Annotated in this window: 14 protein-coding genes; all 14 read right to left on the reverse strand. The window is 40.8% G+C overall.

Annotated features, from left to right (window positions below):
- Positions 1-119: 119 nt before the first annotated feature.
- Positions 120-1,523 carry an alkaline phosphatase gene (locus tag U859_RS0105205; RefSeq protein ID WP_025142365.1) on the reverse strand — a complete coding sequence of 468 codons (1,404 nt, stop codon included), beginning with the start codon at positions 1,521-1,523 and terminating at the stop codon, positions 120-122.
- A gap of 23 nt (positions 1,524-1,546) precedes the next feature.
- Positions 1,547-1,804 carry a hypothetical protein gene (locus tag U859_RS0105210; RefSeq protein WP_162799867.1) on the reverse strand — a complete coding sequence of 86 codons (258 nt, stop codon included), beginning with the start codon at positions 1,802-1,804 and terminating at the stop codon, positions 1,547-1,549.
- A gap of 569 nt (positions 1,805-2,373) precedes the next feature.
- A complete protein-coding gene (locus U859_RS0105215) occupies positions 2,374-3,762 on the reverse strand; it encodes a hypothetical protein (RefSeq protein WP_162799868.1) in 1,389 nt (462 codons plus the stop codon).
- A 4-nt stretch (positions 3,763-3,766) separates the two neighbouring features.
- Complete coding sequence (locus tag U859_RS0105220) at positions 3,767-6,586, reverse strand: TonB-dependent receptor (RefSeq protein ID WP_025142368.1); 2,820 nt, start codon at positions 6,584-6,586, stop codon at positions 3,767-3,769.
- Between the two features lie 120 nt (positions 6,587-6,706).
- Positions 6,707-8,047 (reverse strand): histidine-type phosphatase, encoded by a 1,341-nt coding sequence (locus tag U859_RS0105225; RefSeq protein WP_025142369.1) that lies wholly within the window; start codon positions 8,045-8,047, stop codon positions 6,707-6,709.
- A 580-nt stretch (positions 8,048-8,627) separates the two neighbouring features.
- Positions 8,628-10,691 carry a glycoside hydrolase family 2 protein gene (locus U859_RS0105230; protein WP_025142370.1) on the reverse strand — a complete coding sequence of 688 codons (2,064 nt, stop codon included), beginning with the start codon at positions 10,689-10,691 and terminating at the stop codon, positions 8,628-8,630.
- 159 nt (positions 10,692-10,850) lie between these two features.
- The gene (locus U859_RS0105235) at positions 10,851-12,353 is read right to left on the reverse strand and encodes an alpha-L-fucosidase (RefSeq protein WP_240183012.1); all 1,503 of its coding nucleotides are present in this window, start codon (positions 12,351-12,353) and stop codon (positions 10,851-10,853) included.
- 18 nt (positions 12,354-12,371) lie between these two features.
- Positions 12,372-13,964, reverse strand: coding sequence for a beta-N-acetylhexosaminidase (locus U859_RS0105240; RefSeq protein ID WP_025142372.1), 1,593 nt, complete (start codon positions 13,962-13,964; stop codon positions 12,372-12,374).
- A complete protein-coding gene (locus U859_RS0105245) occupies positions 13,964-15,361 on the reverse strand; it encodes an alpha-L-fucosidase (protein ID WP_025142373.1) in 1,398 nt (465 codons plus the stop codon). The genes U859_RS0105240 and U859_RS0105245 overlap by 1 nt, the downstream gene beginning before the upstream one ends.
- Positions 15,362-15,415: 54 nt before the next feature.
- Entirely contained in the window at positions 15,416-16,852 is a 1,437-nt protein-coding gene (locus U859_RS0105250; RefSeq protein ID WP_162799869.1) for a hypothetical protein, read from the reverse strand.
- A gap of 320 nt (positions 16,853-17,172) precedes the next feature.
- Complete coding sequence (locus U859_RS0105255) at positions 17,173-17,448, reverse strand: hypothetical protein (protein WP_025142375.1); 276 nt, start codon at positions 17,446-17,448, stop codon at positions 17,173-17,175.
- A 31-nt stretch (positions 17,449-17,479) separates the two neighbouring features.
- Positions 17,480-19,270 (reverse strand): RagB/SusD family nutrient uptake outer membrane protein, encoded by a 1,791-nt coding sequence (locus U859_RS0105260; RefSeq protein WP_025142376.1) that lies wholly within the window; start codon positions 19,268-19,270, stop codon positions 17,480-17,482.
- Between the two features lie 17 nt (positions 19,271-19,287).
- Positions 19,288-22,416 (reverse strand): SusC/RagA family TonB-linked outer membrane protein, encoded by a 3,129-nt coding sequence (locus U859_RS0105265; protein WP_084153022.1) that lies wholly within the window; start codon positions 22,414-22,416, stop codon positions 19,288-19,290.
- A gap of 12 nt (positions 22,417-22,428) precedes the next feature.
- Positions 22,429-24,177: a RagB/SusD family nutrient uptake outer membrane protein gene (locus tag U859_RS0105270; RefSeq protein WP_025142378.1), complete on the reverse strand. Its 1,749-nt coding sequence runs from the start codon at positions 24,175-24,177 to the stop codon at positions 22,429-22,431.
- Positions 24,178-24,186: the final 9 nt, after the last annotated feature.

A 24,186-nucleotide genomic window follows, 5' to 3' on the forward strand; every position in this document is an offset into this window, starting at 1 on the left:
ATCTGATATTTAGAAATATTTATAATATCTACAATTTATAGATTTAAAGCAGTGTCAGATAGGAATATCTGACACCACGCGAGAATATCGTATGAACAAATAACTAACGAACCAATGAACTATTTCCCTACCAAAAAATGTTCTGGCATTTCGGCGGCTCTTAACATGAAGTTGTGCAGTTCGTAATTTTTAACGAAAGGTTTTAACTGTTCCGATCCGGGGCCGAATATGGTTAATTCTACATAATCTCCGGTGTGGTTCATTCCTGCCCATTGTACATCGGTGTATTTACCTAAAATCTTGCCATATTCATAAAAAGGAAGATTGGCTTCGTTATATAACTGACCGGGAACAATATCTTTAAAATGGCTTAGCAGCGATTTAACATCGTCGCTCTTCATCTCAATACCCTGATTTTCTTTAATCATTTCCATAATCTTCTGCTCACTGAACGATTGGTTCAATTGTGCAAGTAACCAGGTACTGCTATGCTTAAAACGTTGAAGACTATCGAATTTTCTATTGGCTTCGTCTGCATAAAACAAACCCGGATTCGAATTTCCATGGTCGGTGGTGATAATCACTAAAGTTTCGCCATCTTTTTCGGCAAATTCGATTACTTTACCCACTGCTTCATCAAAAGCCAGCTGATCGAAAATCAATCCACCCAAATCGTTTGAGTGGGCTGCCCAATCTACCTTCCCACCTTCAACCTGAAGGGCAAAACCATCTTTATGGTCTTTCATTAACTCAATGGCTTTCATGGTCATTTCGGCCAATGATGGCACTGTTTTCTGCAGTTCAGCATCGTGCATGCGATCTACTTCATAAGGTAGTCCGTCTTCTGCAAACAGACCTAAAACAGGCTTCGATTTATCTAAAGCCAGCATTTCGTTCCTGTTTTCGGCCACCATATAGCCTTGGGTCAGGAATTTTGGAATCAGGTTCCCTCCTGCTCTGTGCTCCCCGAAATATTTACTACCACCACCCATCATCACGTCGAATTTTAGGCCAAGGTAAATTTCGGCGATAATGTCCTGTCCACCACGGTTATCAATATTCACACAAAATCCTGCCGGCGTAGCATGTGTAATCGGAACGGTGGTTACACAACCTACCTTCTTGCCTTTTTCTTTAAATTTCTGAAGGATTGGCTGAGGTTTTTCACCATTCATCCCAACATTTAAAGAACCGTTTTTAACACGCATCCCTCCACCCCATGAAGAACTTGCGGCTGCAGAATCGGTAACCATCGAACTTGCCGAAGCGGTATCCATCAAAGCGCGAACAGCTTTGTTATCGCGGTATAAGCCCAACCATTTGCTGCTCCGTCCATAGGCACGGTTGGCATAAAGATCAGCCATGTTTAAAGTACCTGTACTCATTCCATCGCTCACCATCATAATGATGTTTTTTGCTTTCTTTGTACCGCCAACCGGAGCGGCCATTACATCTTTTAACCCAACGAGTGGTACACTTAAGCCGGCTAATAAGCCACCTTTTAATAAAAATCTTCTATTCATATTTTGATAAAGCAATAATGCTTTTATTTATTATCTGTAATTATGGGATTGGATTTAACAGCACTTTTCGCTGTAAAACCCAAATGCTTTTGAGCGGGTACATTGTCTACTTTAGAAAGTAGCGCAGAATCAGGGTGTATGGTTTCTTCATGCACCAGAGAACTGGCTTTATCCTGTTGATGTGTTTCAGTTCCAACGGCAACACGAGGCTCATTACTGCGGGTAAGCAATGCAATTGCCGGTATAACCATTAAAAGACCTACGCATGAAACCAATCTCATATCATTTAGCTTAATTATTCACCTCAGGATTATCTATCAGGAGCCTGATCCTGATATTCTATTTACAAAGATGAAATGAAGCTATTAACTAGATGAGGAGATAGGGTTATGAAATAGTTAAATAAGGCCTGTAGTTTTAATTGAATATTAAGGGATGGGGTTAAAATGGGAATAACAAGTCGAAAAGGTTTTCATTATTAGCTTTAATCTATTGCATAAAATCAATATAAACGCAGAAAATTTTCAGGAAATGATACTTCTAGAGAGATCGTCATTGCGAAGCCAATTCTTCATTGGATGAAGCAATCTTGATAGCAAGGTCCTCAAGTATGAAAGATTGCTTCCCCGAGAAATCGGGGCAGGCTGTCGTTCCTCCTCGCAATGACGACCCTTTTTATTTAAATACCGAATAGTAACGGAGTTCAATGCTTTTGAATGTTCGAAGATTTCACTTTAGCAAAATCTATATTCAAAAAGCCTTCCATGTTTTCAGTGTCTCCGTGGCAAAAACAAACAAAAAGGTCTTAGCGGGATGCTAAGACCAGTAAGTAGTTTAGTTTATCTAAGAATTAGTGCTGGTTTCCTGTTCCATCGGTTTGGTAAGCACCAATATCATTTCCCGGAGGGGTGATAATAGCACCAAAGTTACCTGTGGTTTTTACAACGGCCATTGGCGTAAAATCTGTTTTGGCTTTATTACGTCCGGGAGAACTGGTTTGCAAACCGAAATTTGATGTTCCCACCGTGGTAATGTAAGCTGGCATTGAGGCTGCCGCTATCGGTCCGGGGTTTGTGGTATAATCGTATTGATCTGCATTATAACTAAAAAACAATGGGTTTTTATCTTTTGCTGTAGCGCTTTTAATATCTGCTGATTGAGCTTTAGCGACACCATCGCTGGCTAAAAACTGGGCCAATATACCCGATGTGCTTCCATAATAATATTGGTTATTGTATTTAATATTTACCAGATCGGCATCGGTTGTCATCCTTAATCCAAAACGGCAGTTCGAGATCAGGTTATTATAAATTAAACCCCTTGCACCTTGCTCGTAATTGATTGATCCTCCACGACCGGTTTTAGTTTGACGAAAACCACAATTGGTCATGGTATTGTTGTACATGTTCACATTACACTGAATGGTTGTACCACCAGAATTTGAAGCTTTAAGCGCATTGGTTGCCGAACCAATTAACATGTTATAGGCTAAATCGCCCACAGTTCCGCTTTTCATGTTAAAACATTCGCCACCAGCCCTTCCACAAAGCTCGAAGGTATTTCTCATGATCGAAATTTTACCACCAACCGTTCTGATTCCGTCATCTGCACTGCCAAAAATCCAGCTGTCTTCTAAAATAAAATCCTTTTCGATATTGGCGAAATAAATGGCATAACGGGCATCACCATCTTTATATATAGATGCATCGTTACCGTAAGATGCTGCACCTGCGAACTCGATGTGCGTCCATTTGATAATCACATCACCACCTTTTGGGTTTGGTTTTGCAGTTGTAACAGGTGCCGGACTAGCTAGAATACCACCCCAGGAACCTTTAAATACATTATCGTATTTTGCTGCGCTGGCTTCGGTATGGTAGGTTGCCGCATTTTGTACCGTGATATAATTTGGTTTTTCTTTGGTACCTAAACTGATCAAAGTACCATGAACGGTAATTTGAGGTGCTTTATCTTTGGTACCATCTCCTACAGCGATTAAGGTAACTCCGCTTTGCATCAATAAAGTATCACCATCATTTACAGTAATGTCTTTATCAAAATAATAGGTTTTTCCGGCCTGCATGGTTCCTTTAATGCTTCCACCAGGAAGGTTTTCGGAAGTAATCAGGGATCCCGATTGTATTACCGGAACAGATAGTGTTAATAGTTCATCTTTATGACATGAAGCCAGTAAAATAACCAATCCGAAAACGGATAATGATTTTAGAATATTTTTCATGATCTTATAATTTATAGCGTAAGCCCAATAAATAGAATTGTTTATATTCATCTTTACGGATAAAAACATTTTCTCCAACAGTTTGATTAGCCACATCCTGATTAACCGTAGCAGTCGTTACCTGATATGGTCTTCTGATCTCCAGTTCGGAAGGGGTGTTTAACAGGTTGTTTACTTTTACATAAACCGAAAAGCTTTTCGATATTTTCTGTTCTGCTGAAAGATCTAAAGTAACGGTACCTTTTTGCCAGATATCGTTATCCAGATAAGGTGATACAGTGTAAATCCTTGCCCCTGTATAAACCGCTGCTAACTGTGCATCTAAACCTGAAACGGCATCTTTAAATAATAATGATAAATTACCGATGTGTTTAGATTGTCCTTGTAACGGACGGGTTTGTTCTTCGGTACGTTGTGTTAAAGAAGTTGTTGCTGCATCCCTATATAAAACCGTTTTGGTTGTTGTAATTTTGGAATCGGTAAAGGTATAGTTGGCACGGAAACCAAATTTGCTGATGTATTTGGTAAAATCCATCTCAAAACCATAGTTAGACGCATTACCGAAATTTCCTGCGGTATAAAATATACTGGTAGCCTGGTTTACCAAAGCATATTCAATTGGGTTTTTAATGTCTTTATAAAACACACCCACCAATAACTGATCTAACTGTTTTGGAAAAAATTCATACCTCAGATCGTAATTATCAGAAGTAATCCTTTTCAAATTGGGATTGCCCAATTCCTGATAATCAGCATCAGGGTTACCACCTGTATGTGGAATTAACTCGTAAAATCCAGGACGGCTAATTGCTGAATAATAAGATAAACGTAAATTCTGTTTATCAGCCAAAGCATATTTAAAGTTTAAGCTTGGCAATAAATCAGCATATTTATTTGAACCAACTGCACCAACTGTTTGGTTTACATTGGCTGCAGTAACCCAATCTTGCCGGGTATTTTCGTAGCGTACACCGCCCAATGTTTGCAATTTGCCAAGGGTAAACTTAAACTGCGCATAACCTGCTGCAATTTTTTCATTAAAGGTATAATTTAATGGGTTGTTTGGCGATCCGCCTACGGTTTGTACCCTAAAAGCATTGTTATTGATGTTGCCATCGTAAGCCTGTGTAGTATTTAAAATTGCTAAAGTATAATCGTCGTAATCGCTCGTCCTCTTTTTATCGCGGTACATTCCACCTACACTGAATTCTACTTTTGTATCGCCGATTTTTGGTTTGTAGATAAAATTCAGGTAACCGGTTTTATCTTCATCGGCATTTTTTGCCCATATATGCGACCTTGCTGCACCTGTTGAATTAAATAAAGCAGGATTTTGCGCTGAACCTATTTTATTCCCTGCAGCGTCCAATATAGCTGTCCGGCCGGTTACTATTGTTAAAGTAGCCTGATCAGGCTGATTTGCAGTTGCTTTTGCATATACTGCAGACCAGTTCATTTCCAGGTGATCAGCCAGTTTATGCTCGCCATGTAAATTGGCACTAAAAATCTGTTGTACGGTTCGGGTGCTTCTGTAGGTATTGGTTACGCGACCTGTTCCTGCTCCAACCCTCCCCAAATTAAGGGTAGTATCACTTTGAAAACGGAATTCGTTTTGTGCCAGGTTCATGTAAGAAGCATAAAGATCGATTTTGTTGGCTTTATTGAACTTATAATCGAACTTGGTATGTAAACCGGTACGTTCCTGCTGGATGCTGTATCTTCTGCTCTGCACACTTTTTAACGCAGGTTCGTTGGTAGAACGGTCTACGTCAGTATCGTAAAATACCGTGCTGGTTCCACGAAAAGTATTCTGATAACTCGCCGCCGCCAATGCACCAAACTTTTTATTAGCAGAACGGCCGCCAATACTAAATCCAAAAACGGTGGATACAGGTGTATGTTTGGTTTCGTAATTAAAACCACCGTTAGAGAAATCTGAAATATTTGCAGAATAATTGTTCCCATTGGCAATGCGTGGCGATGAACTTGCACTTCCAGCATGATCAAAAGCAGTAAAGTTGTTTTTAATGGCAAATGTTCCTGCTAAACCTATAGCCGCATTGGCACGGATGGTTAAACGATCAGGCGCATCCTTTAATACCAGATTAATCCCGCCACCAATGGCATCACCTTCTAAATTTGGGGTTAACGATTTATAAACCTCCATCCTGTCTACGATATCAGCGGGGAAGATATCCAATGGCACGTAACGGTTTTTATTATCAGGACTTGGGATTTTTACACCATTAACCAGGGTATAGTTATAACGTTTATCCATACCGCGGATAATGGCATACTGGCCTTCGCCATTGTTGCTTCTTTCGATAGATACGCCTGAAACCCTTTGGGTAACATTGGCAATGGTTAAATCGGGAGAAATTTCGATCGCTCTGGCCGAAACTGCATTTAATACCTGATCGGATTTACGCTCGATGGAGCGCGATTTATAATCACTTCCTTCATCAGATTTGCCAGAAACTTTAACTTCATCCAGACTGCTCGATTTGCTCTCGATCTGAAGTGAAATAATTTTAGTTTCTCCGGCTTTAAGATCAAAATCCTTGTCTTCATCCTTATAGGCTACAAACTTGGCTTCCACCTCATATTTTCCGGCAGGAACGTTTTTGAAAACATAACTTCCGTCAAGGCCGGTACTTACGGCAAGCTTAAAGGTTTTTTTTTCGTTTTTAAGCGTTACAGTAGCGCCTATTAAGGTTTCTTTTGAATCTTTATCGGTTACAATCCCCCGCACTGTACCATTGTTCTGGGCAAGTGCAACGAGGCATAAAATCACGTTAAAAAGTGTAAGTAAGAGTTTCTTCATACAGGGGTTTTATTTACCCGCAAAGGAACTCTTCGAACTTTAACACTAACACCTAAACAGATTAAGTTTATGTTAATTTTTTATGGTGATTTTATTAAGGAATCGGCACCCTGATTACGATTACTTTAACTTGAGTAAATATTCGTGTGGATTATCCTGCAGGCCTAAATTTAAGGTTTTCAGCTTTTTAACGTAATGTTCCCTTACCGCTGCATAACTATAATATGGAAACGTTTTGGTGCCTAAACCATTAATGGCAACTTCTTTTTCGTTTAATAAAAACTTCACCAGATAATTTCCGTTAGTTGGGTTCTGATAAACAATCCACTGGATGTTTGCACTAAATGGAATTACATTTTCGGCTTTCCACACCTGCTCGAAAGTTAAAACATTACTGGTAGCTTCAGCTGCACCATGTATGCCCATTAATACGGCAAAAGGTGCAATGGTTTCGGCATGCGCAAAACGCAGATCGGCTATAACAGGTTTGCTTTTTAGATAAGCATCAGTCGTATTGATAAAATCAGCCAGTAATGGTGCAGCTACCCTCACCTGGATGCCGTTATTGTTTAAACCCGGGGCTTTCTTTAAAAAGTCTTCGGCGTTGCCCAAAGTATTTAATGCAGCTAAATCGGCCGGAGTATAATAAGCTTTAAAATTGAGGTCTTTCGGCGTCAAGCCAACTGCTTTAATTTCGGCACTTACCGCATTAATAATGGTATAGAACCCATAAACATCTTCTACAAAATTGATTTTATCGGTCTGGCTTAACTTCGCCAGATAATTAGGTTTAAAGAATTTTTGGGCAAAACGGTTGGCAATATCATTTAGTTTTTTTGCCTTAGCAAGTTTTTGATAAGCAGTTGTCCAGTTTCCGTTTTCTTTAAATTCGTCGTAGGTTTTAGAAAAATCGTAAAAACGCAGGTGATCATCATCTGCATAATTAAAAGTTATGTTCTGGCTTAAAGGGGCCGATTTAGTTTTAAGTCCGGCCAGAAAAGCTTCTGCACTTTCTTTTGTACGTCCTTTTTTAGTGGTCGAAACCAAAACCTTCTCGCCAGAAGTGAAAACATTTTTCTGGTTGGTAAACATCCTTTCAGCAATGCCCTTTAACTCGTTTGCACCGCTTTCGGAAATAGAAGCCACATGGTTTTCTTCTTCTTTGCCCAGGTTTAAGATGAACTGTTTTAAAGTTTTCCCTTCAGCAGTTAAAACATTTAAACTATCGGCTTTTGATACGGTAGCGTAGGCATAAGAAAGTTTAATATCCTTGGTTAAATGCCTGGCACCATGCCTGCCCACAAAGTTGATGTACACCGCTTTATAGCCGCTGGGTACAGGCGTAAATTTAGTTTGCTTTGGTAAGTATAGTGTTTTTGTTCCCAGTAATGTAGTTGATGGTGCTTGCGCAAAACCAACATAAGGAAGTAATAAAAGCAGGTAAAGTAGTTTTTTTCTCATAACAATTGAGCGCAAATTTAGCTTTCCAATATTAAGATTAAGTTAAGTTATTGAAGAGAGAATTGCGTAAAGCGATTGGCGATGGGTATAGAATTTAAGGAAAACATAGAGTGTTCTGGTAAATTTATCCTTTCGTTGTGTCACCATAAGCGGAGTCGAAGGGGGGCATTAAGTTAATGTTTCGCTGAAATAACTTGGCGCAGTGATGCGTGGGGATACCAACCACAGAATCAGTGCATCAACTCGGTGTCCTCTATGAAGTTTCCTCTGTGAACTCTGTGATTAAAATAGCAAAGGATTCACGGAAAACACGGAGTATCCCACGCGATCCATCCCTGTATTATATCACACCCCAACTTAACAACCTCCGCGCCCAATTCTCTGTGAACTTTGTGGTTAAAAAAATCCGAATATTAAAATTAAGATTGCGCAACAACATCCATCGTTACGCAATCATTAACTAACCAAATAAATGTAATTACCGCAAAATATCAGGTAACCAATCTGATCTTTTAAACGGTGTATGGTAAATTTTGGACATTCTAATCAAACCAGCATACCATGGCTTACATTTAAATCTTTATTTGAAATCCCAGCTGATGTTATCTTTTATGGTTTTGCCATCTTTTATTACCGTGCTTTCAATTGTATTTGTACCTTTTTTAAGGGTTATATTTTCGAATTTATATAACACATTGCCATCAACCAGTTTAGGTTCCACGTTCACTTTTTTTCCATTTAACGATAACTTTGGGGCACCGATATTGGAGTACACCACCACTTCGGTAACCTGGTGTTTGCGTATTTTTGCCCTTCTTTCAGTTAAATACAGCACAGGCTCTTTACTCCAGTTGGCTTTATACCAGTAAAAAGCATCTTTCTTTATTTTACGGTCGAAAGACACTAAACCTTTCATATTCCTGGCGGGCATGCTGCCCCGGTTCCACATTGGGGTGGCAAAATCGAACATATTCCACACATAAGAAGCCAGTATATAAGGATGTTTGGCTATTATAGGCCACTGGATTTCGTGGGTTTTGGTTTCGTAGGTCTCCGGATAATCGGGCAGGGTGTAATTGTAGGTGTCTTTTAAATCGGCCTGCTCCTGCTGGTGCAAAATATTGCCATCGGCACCATATTCTGATAAAATGACCTTATTATTCGGGTATTTCGCTTCGAGATCTGTCGCCCATTTTTCTAAACCGCCTATTTTCCCTTCGTACCAACCGTAATAACGGTTCATACCCTGCACATCGGCATTAAGATTGGTTGCACGATCCATCTCACCATAACCACTCACCGTAATGGTAGAACGATAAGGATCGATCTGTTTAGCCAGATCATTTAAATCGCGTGTGAGTACCGCAGGAAAATCAGCAGGTGTTTTACCGTACACTTCATTATGTAAACCCCATAAATAAATGGAAGGGTGATTATAATTCTGTTTAATCAGCTCTGTTAACTGTTGTTTGGCGTTTTCACCTTCTTCGCCTGTATAGGTGTTTACAAATGGAATTTCGGCCGAAATGATAAAACCCATGCTATCGCATTGCGAATAAAGATATTCGGCCTGCTGATAATGCGCTAAACGGATCGTGGTAGCGCCCATTTCTTTAATGATATCCAGATCTTCTTTATGCTGCGCATTGCTTAAGGCATTGCCATATTGCCAACGGTCCTGATGCCTCGAAACGCCATACATGTTATAACGTTTTCCGTTGAGCATCATGCCTTTTCCGGCTACCAGTTCGAACTTACGGATGCCCAATGGCTGCGAAACCTCATCAATTACCTGGTTATCTTTAATTAGCTGCGTAACTACCTTGTATAAATATGGGTTATTGAAACCATCCCAAAGTGTTGGGTTTTGAACAGTCATTTGCTGGATATAATCCTGCCTGCCCTGGGTATTTACATTAAAGTTTTCAGTTTGATGTGCCACGTCTTTCCCGGCCCGATCATAAATGGTGATTTTGATCGATACATCGGTTGCAGCAGCCAATTTGTTCTCTACTTTAACTTCAACCGCAATATCAGCTGATTTTTCGGAAACATTTTTCTGCGAGATGTAAATCCCCGGCGAAGCGTAATCGGTAGTGGTAATGTTGAGTTTATTTGTTGCAATCAGTTCAACCGGACGATAAATGCCGCCGTAAATTCCGAACAGGAAATGGTTCACGGGGATAATATCTCTTTTTGCTGTATTGTTTGCCTTCACCATAATGGTGTTACTTTTACCAATGATTACTGCATAGCTAATATCTAAACAGAAAGCACTATAAGATCCTTTGTGCTTGCCAACCAGTTTATTATTTACATAAACCTCGGCCAATTGCCCCACACCCTCGAACTTTAAAAAAAGACGTTTGTCTTTGTACTCGTTTCCAAAAACGAAATCTTTCTTATAAATGCCTTCGCCTTCATAAAAGTTCCTGGTATTTTGCATATCTACAGCATTCCAGGTATGCGGAAGGGTAACTTTTTCCCATTTTGTGGTGGTACTATCTTTTGTTTTTTTAAACAACCAATCGGCATTAAAAGGTAATGTAATCCTGGCTTGCTGTTGAGCTGATGCAAAGCCAGCCGTTAAGGTAAACAAGGTAATTAATAGTGATTTTCTAAATCTGGAGGTATCTATCTTCATTCTACTGTATAATTGAGGTTTGTATCCCTCAAGTTGTATTATTTGTTTATATAAGGAATCATCATTGCGAGGCATGAAGCAATCTTAATGCTTTCGCTATTTTTGTCCAATCCTTACTTGTAGGATTGCTTCGTACCTCGCAATGACGAACTATTTTAATTACATCTTCGCATCCATCAGCTTTGCTGATTTCGCCTTAGGCGCTACCAGTTTCATTTTAATTACAAATGCCCTGTTTGACCGAAAATCATTTGGAAGCATCACATCGTAATAAGTATTCTTATCCAGATCCAAGCCGATATCAGCCTGTTTTAGCGTTAATTTTTTAGCACCAATTAAAAGCTCGGCTGTGCCCGGAACCTGTTTGGCATTTTTAGGCACTGCAATGCGCACAATATCATTTACAGGGCGATTGAAAACAGTTAGATACAGGTTATCTTCCTTTTGGGTAAAGTAACCCAGTTTTGAAGGTGTTAATGCTGCATGACGAACACCATAAACCGCTTCGGCGTTTAGTTTCATCCATTGGCCAATTTCCTTTGCAATGGTATCTTCTTCCGGATGCATGTTCCCATTCCCATCCGGACCAAAGTTTAGCACAAAATTGCCGTTCATCGATACCGAATGCATCAGCATATCCAATAAATCATCGGTGGTTTTGGTATAAATGCCCGACCAATCTTTCATGTAACCCCAGCCATTTGGCGGAATGGTCATTACTGCATCCCAATCATTACCGTTTAACCATTCAAACTCAGCCGGCAGTTTACGTTCCCAGCCCTGCTCATAATCGCCCAGAATATTGCCATTTGAATCGAAATGACGTGATCCATGCTCATCATTACGGAAACGGGAACCGATAATTAAACCCGGATGTTTTTCACGGAGTTCTTTTTCCAGATTATAGGTAAACTCATAAGCTCTTTTCCATGAAGCATCCCATGTACCATCGAACCAGAAACCTTTAATTTTAGGATAATTATCCAACTGTTCTAAGAGCTGATTGCGGGTATATTGCAGAAACTTATCAAATTTTGCTTTTTCTTCATCTGTTTTTGGGGCTTTGCCCATATAATTGGGGTTATTCCACTCTAAAACAGAAAAATATAGGTATACATCAATGCCTTCGGCAGTATAAGCATCTACAATCTGTTTCACAATATCTTTTTTATAAGGAGATGCCGAAATATTATAATCAGAATATTTTGTTGGCCAAAGTGCAAAACCATCGTGGTGTTTGGTGGTAAAGATCACATACTTCGCCCCCATGTCTTTTGCCTGTTTGGCCCAGCGTTTGGCATCGAAATTTTTCGGGTTAAACTGCTTGTAGAGGTTATCGTAGGTGTTTGTCCAATCTTTTGGCGCAGTGGGTCCACCCCATGAACGGATCCATTCTGAAGCCGCTGCACCTCCCCTTGCACTTACCCCGTTCCACTCGTTACCGGCGATGGAATAAATGCCCCAATGGATAAACTGGCCCAAACCGTAACTACGGAAAGCCTGCATATCGGCATCTGTACGGTGAGGTGGTGTTAAGGTGCCATATTTCACTTCAACTTTTTCGGCAGGTTGTTTTTTGGGCCCTGTCCACTGTGCATTTGCATGGCTTACCACAGCTATTGTAGCAATTGCAAGCCATAAATACCTTAATCTATTTTTCATATTCAAATTTTGTGCGTATTAATCTTTATAGTTCAATGGTTTCTTTCTTTTCACCGGAATTTCGGGGTGCAGCAATGCTTTTGAAGGATCATAATAATACAATCCAGCTTTATTATACAGGGCTAAATGTTGATTTAAATTAGTGCTGAAAGCTTTAAAATCTTTCTTGTTCTGAGGTGTCCAGGCAGCTTCGGCCAGGGCCGCAATCCGCGGAAAAAGCAGGTAATCCAAACGGGCATTATTATCTACGGTTTCTGTCCAAAGGTTGGCTTGAATACCTAAAATCAATTGTTTTTGTTGTGCATTAGACATAAAAGAAGCTGCATCGAAAGCATAAACCTGCTCAATCGGGTTATACAATTTATTCCATTTCCGGCCATATTGGTGCGTGCTGTCCTGAACAAAATCGAAATACAATGGTAATCTTGGGCATAAAACGGTTTGGTAGCCTTTGCTTAAAGCAGTACGAAGTTGTTCAGGTTTTTCCTGTCGCCACCAGAATATCATGGTTTTATCTTTTGGAAGATCGGCATCTGCCATTTCGTCCCAAAAAATGGCTTTTGCATTGAGCTGATATAAGGAATCGGCCATACGTTTCATAAAATAATGTTCTACCGCAGCATTGTCTTTCAGGTTTTCGCGCTCGCGAAGCTTTAAAATATCCGGATTGGTATTCCATTTTTCATTACCAAAACTCACTTCATCGCCACCTAAATGAATTAATCCTGAAGGAAAAAGCACATTGGTTTCTTTTAAAATATCAGTGAGGTAAGTGTACGTTTTCTCCTGTCCGGGATTAAAGGTAAATTCGGGATGCCCTGCCGAACCACCTCCGGAATATTCGGGATAGGCTTTATTGGCCGCCGTTGCGTGTCCGGGCATATCGATCTCCGGAATAACCTGAATATAACGTTCTGCAGCATAAGCAATAATTTCTTTAATATCGGCCTGTGTATAAAACTGTGCAGGCAAATCAGGATTCAGGTAATCGCCAATGCCCCCAATGAGTGCTAAATTTGGATATTTTTCAATTTCCAAACGCCAGGCAGGCTCATCAGTTAAATGCCAGTGAAAAGTATTGAGTTTATAAAAAGCCATCCAGTTTAAAATCGATTTCACTTTTTCTTTACCAAAGAAATGGCGCGATTCATCCAACATAAAACCCCGCCAACCGTAAGCTGGTGCATCCGTTATTTCGGCAACGGGAAGCTGATTGTTTTTACTGGTTAACACAAGCTGAAGCACCGAAATCATTCCATAAAAAATACCCCGGGCATGATAAGCAGAAACGGTGATCCGATCAGGTTTAATGCTGACCTGATAAGCGTTTGAATCTGCATTTTTCTTCGCTGGTTTTAACACCAGCATAATATCGGCAGAGCTGTTTTTTTGCTGAATGGTAATTCCCTTCTGACTTAATAATTCGTTCTGAAAATAATAAGCAACTGCTTTTAATTTCTCGTTATTGGCACCGATCGTTACTTTATTATTCAGGCTAAAAAACCCGGTACCGTTTACAAAATTTGCAGGCCTAGGAATAATAGTTGCTTGCTGCTGTGCTTGCGCAGACGCATAAACAAATAGTATAATTGATATATATATAAACCTCATTAATTGGTTGTTATTCTTAATACATAAACCGGAATCTGACTTCTTTTTTTAAAATTTTCAGGTAGGTTAAGCTTCAGTTCCTGATTGTTAACCTCCCACCAAACTTTGTTTTTATTGCCCAATAGTTCAATATTTTTAATGCTAATTTTATCTTTACTGACCTGTTTGAGCGTTACATGTGTTGATTGCCAGCTTCTTAAAAAAGCATATACCACTTTATCTTTGCTGGTATAATACACGTCGGGGACGATATTTTTGGGCGTGCCATCAAAAACAGCATCTTTAATGGCGTTTTTACTTTCTTCGATACTGACATTGTCTTTTATTTCCCTGGTATTTTCTTTTACAGCCAACCAGGGATGACTATTGTAAATAGCTTCCTGGTTAACATCCATCCATTTACCAACCGCTTTTAATCTTTCGGTTGCCCAATCAGGAAAAGTTCCATCGCCTTTAGGGCCGACATTTAATAAGAGATTACCACCATTGGCAACCACTTCCACCAGGTGACGGATCAATACTTCCGGCGATTTCCAAACACTATCGTGCCTGTTGTAGCCCCAGTTCTGCCCAATGGTTAAGCAGGATTCCCATGCTTTTTTTGATGATGGCGTTAATGATTGCTCTGAAATGGAAAAATCGCCATATCCATTTCCAATTCTATTGTTTACCAAACAGTTTGGCTGCAGTTTATTAACTAAAGCTTTAAGTTCGTCGCTTTCTTTTTTACTGATCATTTCGGGGGTATCGAACCATAGTACGCCAATCGGGCCGTAGTTGGTTAACAATTCTGTAATCTGTGGTTTAACCTTTCTTTCGAAATAGCTATTAAACACTTTTGCATCTTCATTGGGGTAATCCCAGGTATTGCTCCTGCCCGCTTTTACCGGCCAGTTGGTGGGCACATCGGGATCTTGCCAATCTCTGCCCAAAGAATAATAAAGGCAAAGGGTAATTTGATATTTTTTGCAGGCTTTGGCAAGTTCGGCTATCGGATCGCGTTTAAAGGGACTTCGTTTTACAATGTTATAATCGCTACTGGCCGAATTGTACATCGCAAAACCATCGTGATGTTTGGCCGTAAAAACGATATACTTCATGCCTGTTTCCCTGGCCTGTTTTACCCATGCATCTGCATTAAATTTTATCGGATTAAATTGACTGGCAATAGCTCCGTATTCCTGTACGGGGATACGCTCATAAAGCATAAAATGCTCTCCACCTTTAACTTTATGGCCTTTCCAGTCGCCCGCAGTTTGGGCATATAGTCCCCAATGTAAAAACATACCAAATTTTTCCTCCTTAAACTGTTCCAATGCACTATTTTGCACTGTTTGTCCAAACAACAGCTGGACAAACAGTACAAATAACAGACTTAAAAAAAGCGGTTTTCTCATTTTTGTTTTAGGGTTTGAAACATTAAATATAAGTCTGTTTTAAGCATAAAAAAATTAAAGGGCAATCACTTTTATGGATGATGCTTTATCGTTAAAAGTAGAAACGTAACTGCTTGAAGAGGTTAACTCAATGCTGCTTCCGGTAAAGTTATCTCCATCATACATAATCACTTTCACCCCTAAACCTACATTAACAGATGAGACATCATTATTGCTTATGCCACGGCTGATCAAATCGGCGGTGGTGTACTGGCCAACAGGTAATGATATGCCATAACCTCCATAACTGGCGTTCTGGTAAAATTTAGCAGAACCGTTTGCGCCAATCTGTGGTACACCATTTAAAAAGGAGAAAGTATAAGTTTGGGTAATTACGTTTCCGTTTTTAAGCAAAAGTTTGGCCTTTAATTCATAGGGCTCATTATTTTTATAATAAAGTTCGCTTAATGGAATGCTTCCGGCAATAGTATTTCCTGTTCCGGGTGTAAACCTCCAGGTTACTGCATTGTAATCTTTGTTCACGCCTGTTCCCTCGCTGTTTACATTGGGATCCATATAAACTAAAATATCGGTAACTTCCTTATTGCTTGTAAAACTACCCGATAAGTTGAAGGACTGAGACGTGCTGTTAAAAGTTGCATTGGCATTAATTGTAGTGGTAGCACTTTCGTAAGGTATTTCTATGGGTAATGGATTTTGAAAAACCTCGTTGCGGTTTAAAATGGCGGCATCAACCCCGGTTAAAAATGTAGGCTGACCTTTGCTAAAACTTACGTTTCCGGATCCCATTAAAGAAGTACCCAAAGTAGGCTCTTCTGAAGCGTATTTGGCATGATCGTGCGGAAGGTTTAAGCCATGACCAAGTTCATGCAGCATTCCACCCAAATAATTGGAGTTAGGGTTAGGAATTTTATCAACCGCCATGTTTACATTATCCAGTGCAAAGCAATTTTTGCCCAATCCGTAAAATGGTTGCCCGCCTCCATCGGTTCGCTGTGGCAGTAAAATGAGCATGTGAGAAGAATTTGAAAATTCTGACGCGTGAGTAGCTTTGTAGGCATTTATTTCATTCAGAATTTTGCTTCCCGATATGCTCGAATCATAAGGATAATCTGCCTGTGGTCCTGCGGCAGGAATCTCTATAAATTTAATAAGGTTGGTTGAATCAACCCTGGCTAAACCCAAATATTTGTCATAGCCGTACCTTAACATTTCGGTATGGAACCAATTTTGAAAATGCGTAAACAATGTCGTCAACCTGGTTTTGTAATCAGGAAGTGCCGGATTATCAGTTGGCACAAACATTACGATGTTGAGGTTTTTGGTATTGGTTACAAAGCCAGGCGTAGTAGTTGTGCTTAGCGTCGATTTGGTTAATTTTGCCTGGTTGGTTTCTGGTTCTGAAACCTGAGCTTTTTTACAGCTACTCATTAAGATGCCGCTCGAAATCGTTAGCAGCAAGGCAAAGCAAAGTTGTTTTTTGTTTTTCATTGTTAATGGTTTTTATGGTTGATTTGTTTATTGGTTCATTAGTCAATGGTTCATTCGTTCACTTGTCATTTGTTTATTGGTTAATAGTTCATTCGTTCACTTGCAATTGGTTTATTGGTCATGCATTTCCGTCATTTCGAGGAATAACTTGTTGCATAAAAATCAATATTAGTGACAGAGAAGTTCCGGGGCGATGTGTAAATCTCCAAGAGTCGTCATTGCGAGAAGGCTTTTTCAGCCGACGAAGCAATCTTTTTTATAAGAATCGCTGGCAGGAAAGATTGCTTCGTCGTTCCTCCTCACAATGACGACTCTTCCGCCTAAAACGTTACCTTCAATGCACGCCCCATATTCCCTCCCTTTATCTCTAAACCTTCGGGTACTGAAATCCGCAGCCCCTTATGATCCTGTTTCCATTCGAGTTTTTCGTTGGTTTCTTCTAATAATACCTCTTTCACCAAAAGCTGATCATCAGAAAGTGAAATAATAATCAGTTCGCCAAATTCGGTTTCGCTTAAAAAAATCTGTAATTCATCCTGTTTACCAGAGTAGAATATAATGGGCTCGAGTGTTCTGATGTTGGTTGTTGGGTTCATTGTATATTGGTTAATCGGACTTAAAACGCTCTTACCATCCTGGGTTCTGCAATAGCGTAGCTGACTTATCAATTTCCGTTTGTGGTATTGGCGCCAGGTAAGCCCGTGGTTGCCAGTTAACCGATAATGCCAGCTTTGTTCTATCGTAAGTAAATGTTCCGTTCGTTTCTTTTGAAATATAGGTTTGCATAATATTTTTGCTTTCCGTTATTTCTGCGGTGCGCCAGCGGCGGGTATCGTACCAAAAGTGGCCTTCAGAGAAAAACTCAGCTACCGATTCTTTTTGAAGGAGTGTCCTAAATGCAGCCTGTGATATGCCTCCAATAATGCCATAACGGCTGTCAGGTCCCGCGGTGATCCCTGCACGCTTCCTGATTTTAATCAGCCATGAAACCGCCTGTTCCGTTTGCCCCAACTCATTTAATGCTTCCGCATACCCCATATACATTTCTGCCAATCGGATTACTGGCAAACATCTTTCAATACTGGCCGATGTACCCGTAGAATCATTGGCCATTTTCCTCGAATAATAACCTGTTTTGGTATAATAGGCCTGGATACCATCTGCTGCCAATGCATTTGTGGCCTTGTTAAAATAAATATCAACCGGAACCAAGGTAGTACCCGAACCGCTTTTCCATAAAGGTGCCTGGTTGTAAATAATCGAGAAATAAAAACGTGGATCGCGGTTTACATAGGGATTATTGGGGTTATAGCCTGATGTAGGGTCATCAATGGCCTTACCTTCTTTTGTACCAAAATTTTCGACTGCAAACTCAGTGGGGTTGCAAAAAGTATAAGTGGTAGACTGACGGCTTCTTGGAAAACGGTAAGATTCGAAGTTTGTACCACCCAAAAAACTCACCGCTCCAGAAGAAACCACAAAAGGCGTAATTACCTCGGAGTTTTTTCTGCCTTTGATAAACATTTTCCAGAAACCATGTCCCGGGCGGGTTACATTATCTTCTACCAATGCATAATCTGGCAGATCGATCACCGCTTTCAGTGCATCGGCTGCTTTTTGCCAAAGTGCTGCATTGTAGCTTGCCGAATAGGTAATATAAGGTAACAAGGTAGCATCGGTACTGTGCGATTTCCCATTAAACAAAGGGCTTGCAGCGGTTAATAACATCCTTGCTTTTAAAGCAAGCGCAGCACCTTTGGTGGCATGTCCGTACTCGGCGGCTTCCTGCGCTAAGGCATTGGGCAAAGCTTTTGCAGCTTCGTCCAGTTCGGTAACGGCATAATCAACGCATTCTTTATAGGTATTCCGTTTGGATATTAAAATATCTTCGGCATTGAGCGGAACATCGGGCATTAATTGCACTCCCCCGTAAAAACGGATTAATGCAACATAAAAGAAAGCCCTGAGGTAACGCGCTTCAGCAATTAACCTGTTTTTACGCACTGCGGAAATAGGTGTTTTACCGATATTCTGCAAAAACAAGGAAGCCTGCCTGATTTTTTTATAATAGGTGGTCCAATAGTTGTTCAGCGAATAATTAGAAGCCGTATAAGTACCCTGAATTACCCCGGTTTGTGGCGTACTGTAATAACTTAAAGCCAAACTGGTTTGCTCATCAAAACAGGCCCAATCGTTACTGCCCGAGGTAGTAATATAACCTGCTCGCTGCAAAACAATATCCTGCCCTGTATAAGCATACATATCGTTTACAAAACCAATGGTAAGCGCACTATCTGCAAAAACTTTATCCTCGGTTAAAGTTTCTGTTTTCCTATCCAAAAAGCTCGATTTTTTACATGCAGCAAGGCTAAATAGCGTTAATACAATGATATTGATGATATAAAATTTTCTTCTCATTTCTTTATCTTTTAGAATTATAGTCCAAACTGGATCCCAAAATTGAATATGCTCTGTTGCGGGTATTCGTTCACATCGCCAAGGTTTGTAGAAGTAGCCGTTCCAGTAACCGATTCGGGATCGATAAATACAGGCAGTGCCGTGTAAAGCAGGCCGAGGTTATAACCATTTGCATATACCCTGATATTGTTCATGTGTAGTTTTTTGGCAAAAGAAGTAGGTAAACGGTAACCGATTTCTACGTTTTTCCAACGGATATAATCTCCGCGTTTAGTCCAATAGGTAGAAAATACACCATTCTGTGAACCACTGCCTGCCAGTACCGGAAAGGTAGCATCCTGACGGGTAATGGGTGTCCAACGGCCCAGGTTATATGGAATAGACTGGTTTTCGGGACGGCTATAACCGATTACACCACGGTTGATATTGATGAAATATTTGAATGAACTTTGAAACAAGGTACTGAAATCGAAGTTTTTGTACGAGAACCCAAAACTTAAACCGGCAATATATTCGGGCTGATTGGTACCGATATAACCTAAATCGTACTGATCGATAATGCCATCGCCATTTAAATCAACCAGTTTAATGCCTCCAAGCGATAAATTGCTTAATGGTGTGGCGGTAATCAACTTAGGACTGTTATATAAATCGGCCAGTGACTGGTAAAGCCCTGCATCCTGGTAAGCAAACAATGCACCTACAGGCTTACCTGTTAAACCTAACCAAGGGTAGCGTACAGCACCTTCATCGCGGAAAATCACTTTATTTTCGGAATGACTGATTTGCGCATTAACGAAATAAGAAAGTTTATTCGAGAACAGGTTGTCTTTATAGGTCAGCTCTACTTCGTAACCTTTATTATCAACAATACCCAGATTTACATAGGGCAGCGAGGCTCCAAATGCAGCAGCAACAGATGCACGCTGTGTTAAAATATCTTCTCTGCGTTTTTTGTAAAAATCTACATTTAAACCCAAACGACCTTTAAACATCCTGAGTTCTAATCCGATATTGGCATCGCGCTGGGTTTCCCAGGTAATTTCAGTATTGGCCAAAGTAGGTTCAATTAAACCACCGTAAGTGGTATTGCCTGTTTCGCCAAAAATATAGCCTTTTCCACTTCCACCTACGTAAGTTTTTTCGTAAGAATATACGGAAGATCCGATACCATCGTTACCCACGATACCATAAGATCCCCTGAATTTTAAATTATCAACAAAATTGATATTGTTCTTAAAAAACGGCTCTTCGCTGATGTTGTAAGCCACACTTACGGCAGGGAAAAACTGGTATTTTTTGCTCGACTGGAATTTATCGGATCCATTGTAGGCACCTTTAAAATCGAACAGGTATTTTTGTTTGTAGTTATAACTGAAAGAGGTAACAATGCCCCTTACATTGTAAGGATCGTAGGCAATAGCACTCGTTTCTTCTGTTTTTGTAGTCTGGTTAAGCAATACAAAAGCATTTACGTTGTGGTTGGCAAAACTTCTGTTATATTTTAACGAAGCTTGTAAGTTGGTTAAACGGTTCGATCCGGTATAACCACCACTTCTGGTTAACTTGCCCAAACGGTATAGATTGTTTACCACAGGCTGGTAACTACTGGTATTGGCATCATAGTAATACGTAGGAATTTCTGATGAACTTCTTTTTAAAGAACGGTTAAAGCTATAATCGCTGGCGCATGATAATAATACGTTCGCAGTTAGTCCCTGAGTAATAAAATTCAGTTTCTGATCTACTTGTGTTACAAAACCAAGGTTATTGGTATAATCGCGGCTATAACCCGACCATCTTAAATTGGCTATTGGGTTTATTTTTGTCGAGCCGCTGGTAGAACCGCCATAAGTACCATTGGCATTATAGGCCGGAAAACCAAAAGCAGATAATTGCCCGTTCCACAAGTATTGCAGGGTTGGCGCACCACCGTTTCCGGGCGAATCGTTGGGCGAATTGGTTACGCCAAACCTGCCGGATAAATCGAAACGGATGTGCAGGTTTTTATTGGGATCCAAATCTACGTTAGAGCGAAAATTGTAACGATCGAACTGGTAATCGCCATTATAACCTTCATCTTTGGTAAAATCTTTATACATCCCACCCTGACTAAAATAACCCAGCGAAACAAAGTATTTGGTTTTTTGGGTACCCCCGCTAATATCGAAGTTACTGCGGTTTTGCATACTGAAATTTTTGGTCAGCTCATCCCACCAATCTACAAACGGATAATTGTATGGATCATCCTGCAAACGATAATGCTCGAGGTTATTTCCTCCAAAAAATTTAGGGTATTGTGTAGCCGGATCCATGTACTGCTCGGTAGTGTACTCGTTCAGCATCTTTAGCGTAGTATAACCATCGTTGGTTTTAAAATTTACGGCCGATCGGGTTAAACCGGTTTCCTGTCTGAAAGTTAGCTGTGGTTTGCCCGATTCTCCCCTGCGCGTACGCACCACTACCACACCATTGGCCCCACGCACACCATAAACAGCGGTGGTAGAAGCATCTTTTAATATGGTTAAACTTTCAATCTCATTCTGATCGAGCATATTGATCTGATCGGCAGTTACTTCAATATCATCAACGATAATCAAAGGTGTAGTGGTTCCCTGGTAGGTACTGATCCCGCGGATCTGAAAAGCGGCACCATCTTTACCGGGCTGACCGCTTCTCTGTTGAGAGAAAAACCCAGGCAAACGACCTGCTAATGAATTCTGGATACTCGCCGTAGGACTTTGTCTGATTTCTTTACCCGAAATAGAACTTACCGCACCCGTATTGGTTATTTTTTTGGCTTTTTCACCGAAACCCAATACCACTACTTCTTCCAGTCCTTTGGCATCTTCTTCGAGGGTAATATTTACACTCGTTCTGCTCCCTGTTCCGATCTCTCTGGTTAAATAACCTACCGATTTAATAATCAGTACGCCGCTCGCCCCTTTAAGTCGCAAGGTAAATTTTCCATCCTGATCGGAAGTAGTGCCATTAGCCGTAGCTTCCCTTTCGTAAATGCTGGCACCGGGTATCGGGCCGCGGTTATCGGAAATTATACCCGAAACCGTTTTTCCTACCTGCCCGTATACGGTTTGCACCAAAAGGGCCGATAATAATATGATATATGTTAAAAATCTTTTCATCATGTTGTTTGTTAGCTACCAGTTTGGATTTTGAACCATGTTGCTGTTGGATGCCATTTCTTTAAATGGTACTGGATAGAGGTACATTTTAGCCGCTTCGAACCTGGTAGGCGCTGCTGTAACAATGGAATAGCTTACTGTGGTACCGTTTAGTGTACCTTTAATTCCATGTAATGTTCCGTTGAGTACATTTTCGGCAATTTTCCAGCGGCGGATATCCCAGAAACGCTGTTCTTCAAAAGCCATTTCCACCCTACGCTCGTGGCGGATACGGTCGCGCATCTGTTGCTGGGTAAGGCCTGTTGGTAAAGCCGGCATATTTACCCTTGCTCTAATCGCGTTGATGCTTTTATAGACATCAGCATCCGGACCTACAGCCTCATTTTGGGCCTCGGCAAAGTTGAGGAGGATTTCTGCATACCTGAAAATCGGAAAATTGTGGTTTTGTGCGGTATAGGCACTTTCGCTGGTGGTGCCCGTCATAAATTTACGCAGGTAATAACCTGTTCTGGTTTCATCCGATACGGCATTTCCATATCCTTTGGGCCTGTCTTTGCCCCCATCATAAGTTTGCACATTACGGTTAAGCCAGAATAAGCCATCAAACGAAACCGTTCCGGCCAAACGCGGGTCGCGGTCATAATAGGGTGCGGCGAGCGTATAACCCGAACCCGTTTCCCGAATGGTTTTACCGGCAAAAGTTTCAAACTCATCAACCAGTTCCTGGGTGGGGTTGGTTAATCCCTGTCCCTGGCGGGTATATCCCACAGGTTCGTTATTCTGCTCTACATCGGTGGTAGTACCCCTCAAATAAGGCAATATGATTTCGGCATTATACCTGGAAGAAAATACGTTTAAAAATTTATTTACCCCTGCCACATAATTGGTTAATGAAGCAGACGGGGCCAGCGCGCTCATATTGACGGTGGTATAATGGGCGGTTGCTGTAGAAGTTGATAAAGCATAAACAAATTTGCCTGCTGCTACACTATCCATCACCGCTTTGGCTGCCAATGCAGCCGCACTCCACTTTGCGGCATCGTTACCGGCATTGTTTAAAGGACTTGCGACGTATAACAGTAACCTCGATTTTAATGCCATGGCAGCACCGCGGGTAAAGCGACCAAAATAGATGGTGGTATAGCCGCTGGTTGCATTTGGCCCCAACAGATCGGGCATCGCGGCATCAAGTTCGGCAATAATGTAGTTTACACAGTCCTGATAGCTATTGCGCGGAAGGTTTACCTGATCGTTGAGCTCGAAAACCCGGTTACCAACTAAGGGTATGCCACCCCAGCGCTTAATCAGTTCGAAATAAAACATGGCCCTTAATGCACGTGCCTCTGCCTTAAATCGTTTTTTAAATCCCGCGGTTTTAATGGGCACCTGATCGATATTCGCCAGAAAAATATTCACCTTTCTGATGCCCGCATAATTGGCATCCCAGGTGTTATCGGGCAAAGCTACCTGGTTAAAGGCACCGTTCGAATAGAACTGCACCTGTGCAGAGGTTGAAGATGGAATGGCATCATCTGTACCAGCATCGAGCATGTTGGACGATATGCGGTTAAAACCACTTGGTAAACTCGAGTAGGTATTGTTGAGGAAAGCCTCGGCATGAATGCCAAGCGAATCGGTTGGATCGAATACCAGGTCTTTACTGGCATTTTCCAAAGGTCCGTCTTCGATCATTTTTTTGCACCCATTAACAATTAGAATGGCAAACAGGGCATATATTAGGGTAATTTTATTAAAATTCTTCATCTTGGATAC

The organism is Pedobacter jeongneungensis (assembly GCF_000633455.1).
In the GTDB taxonomy this organism is placed as follows: domain Bacteria; phylum Bacteroidota; class Bacteroidia; order Sphingobacteriales; family Sphingobacteriaceae; genus Pedobacter; species Pedobacter jeongneungensis_A.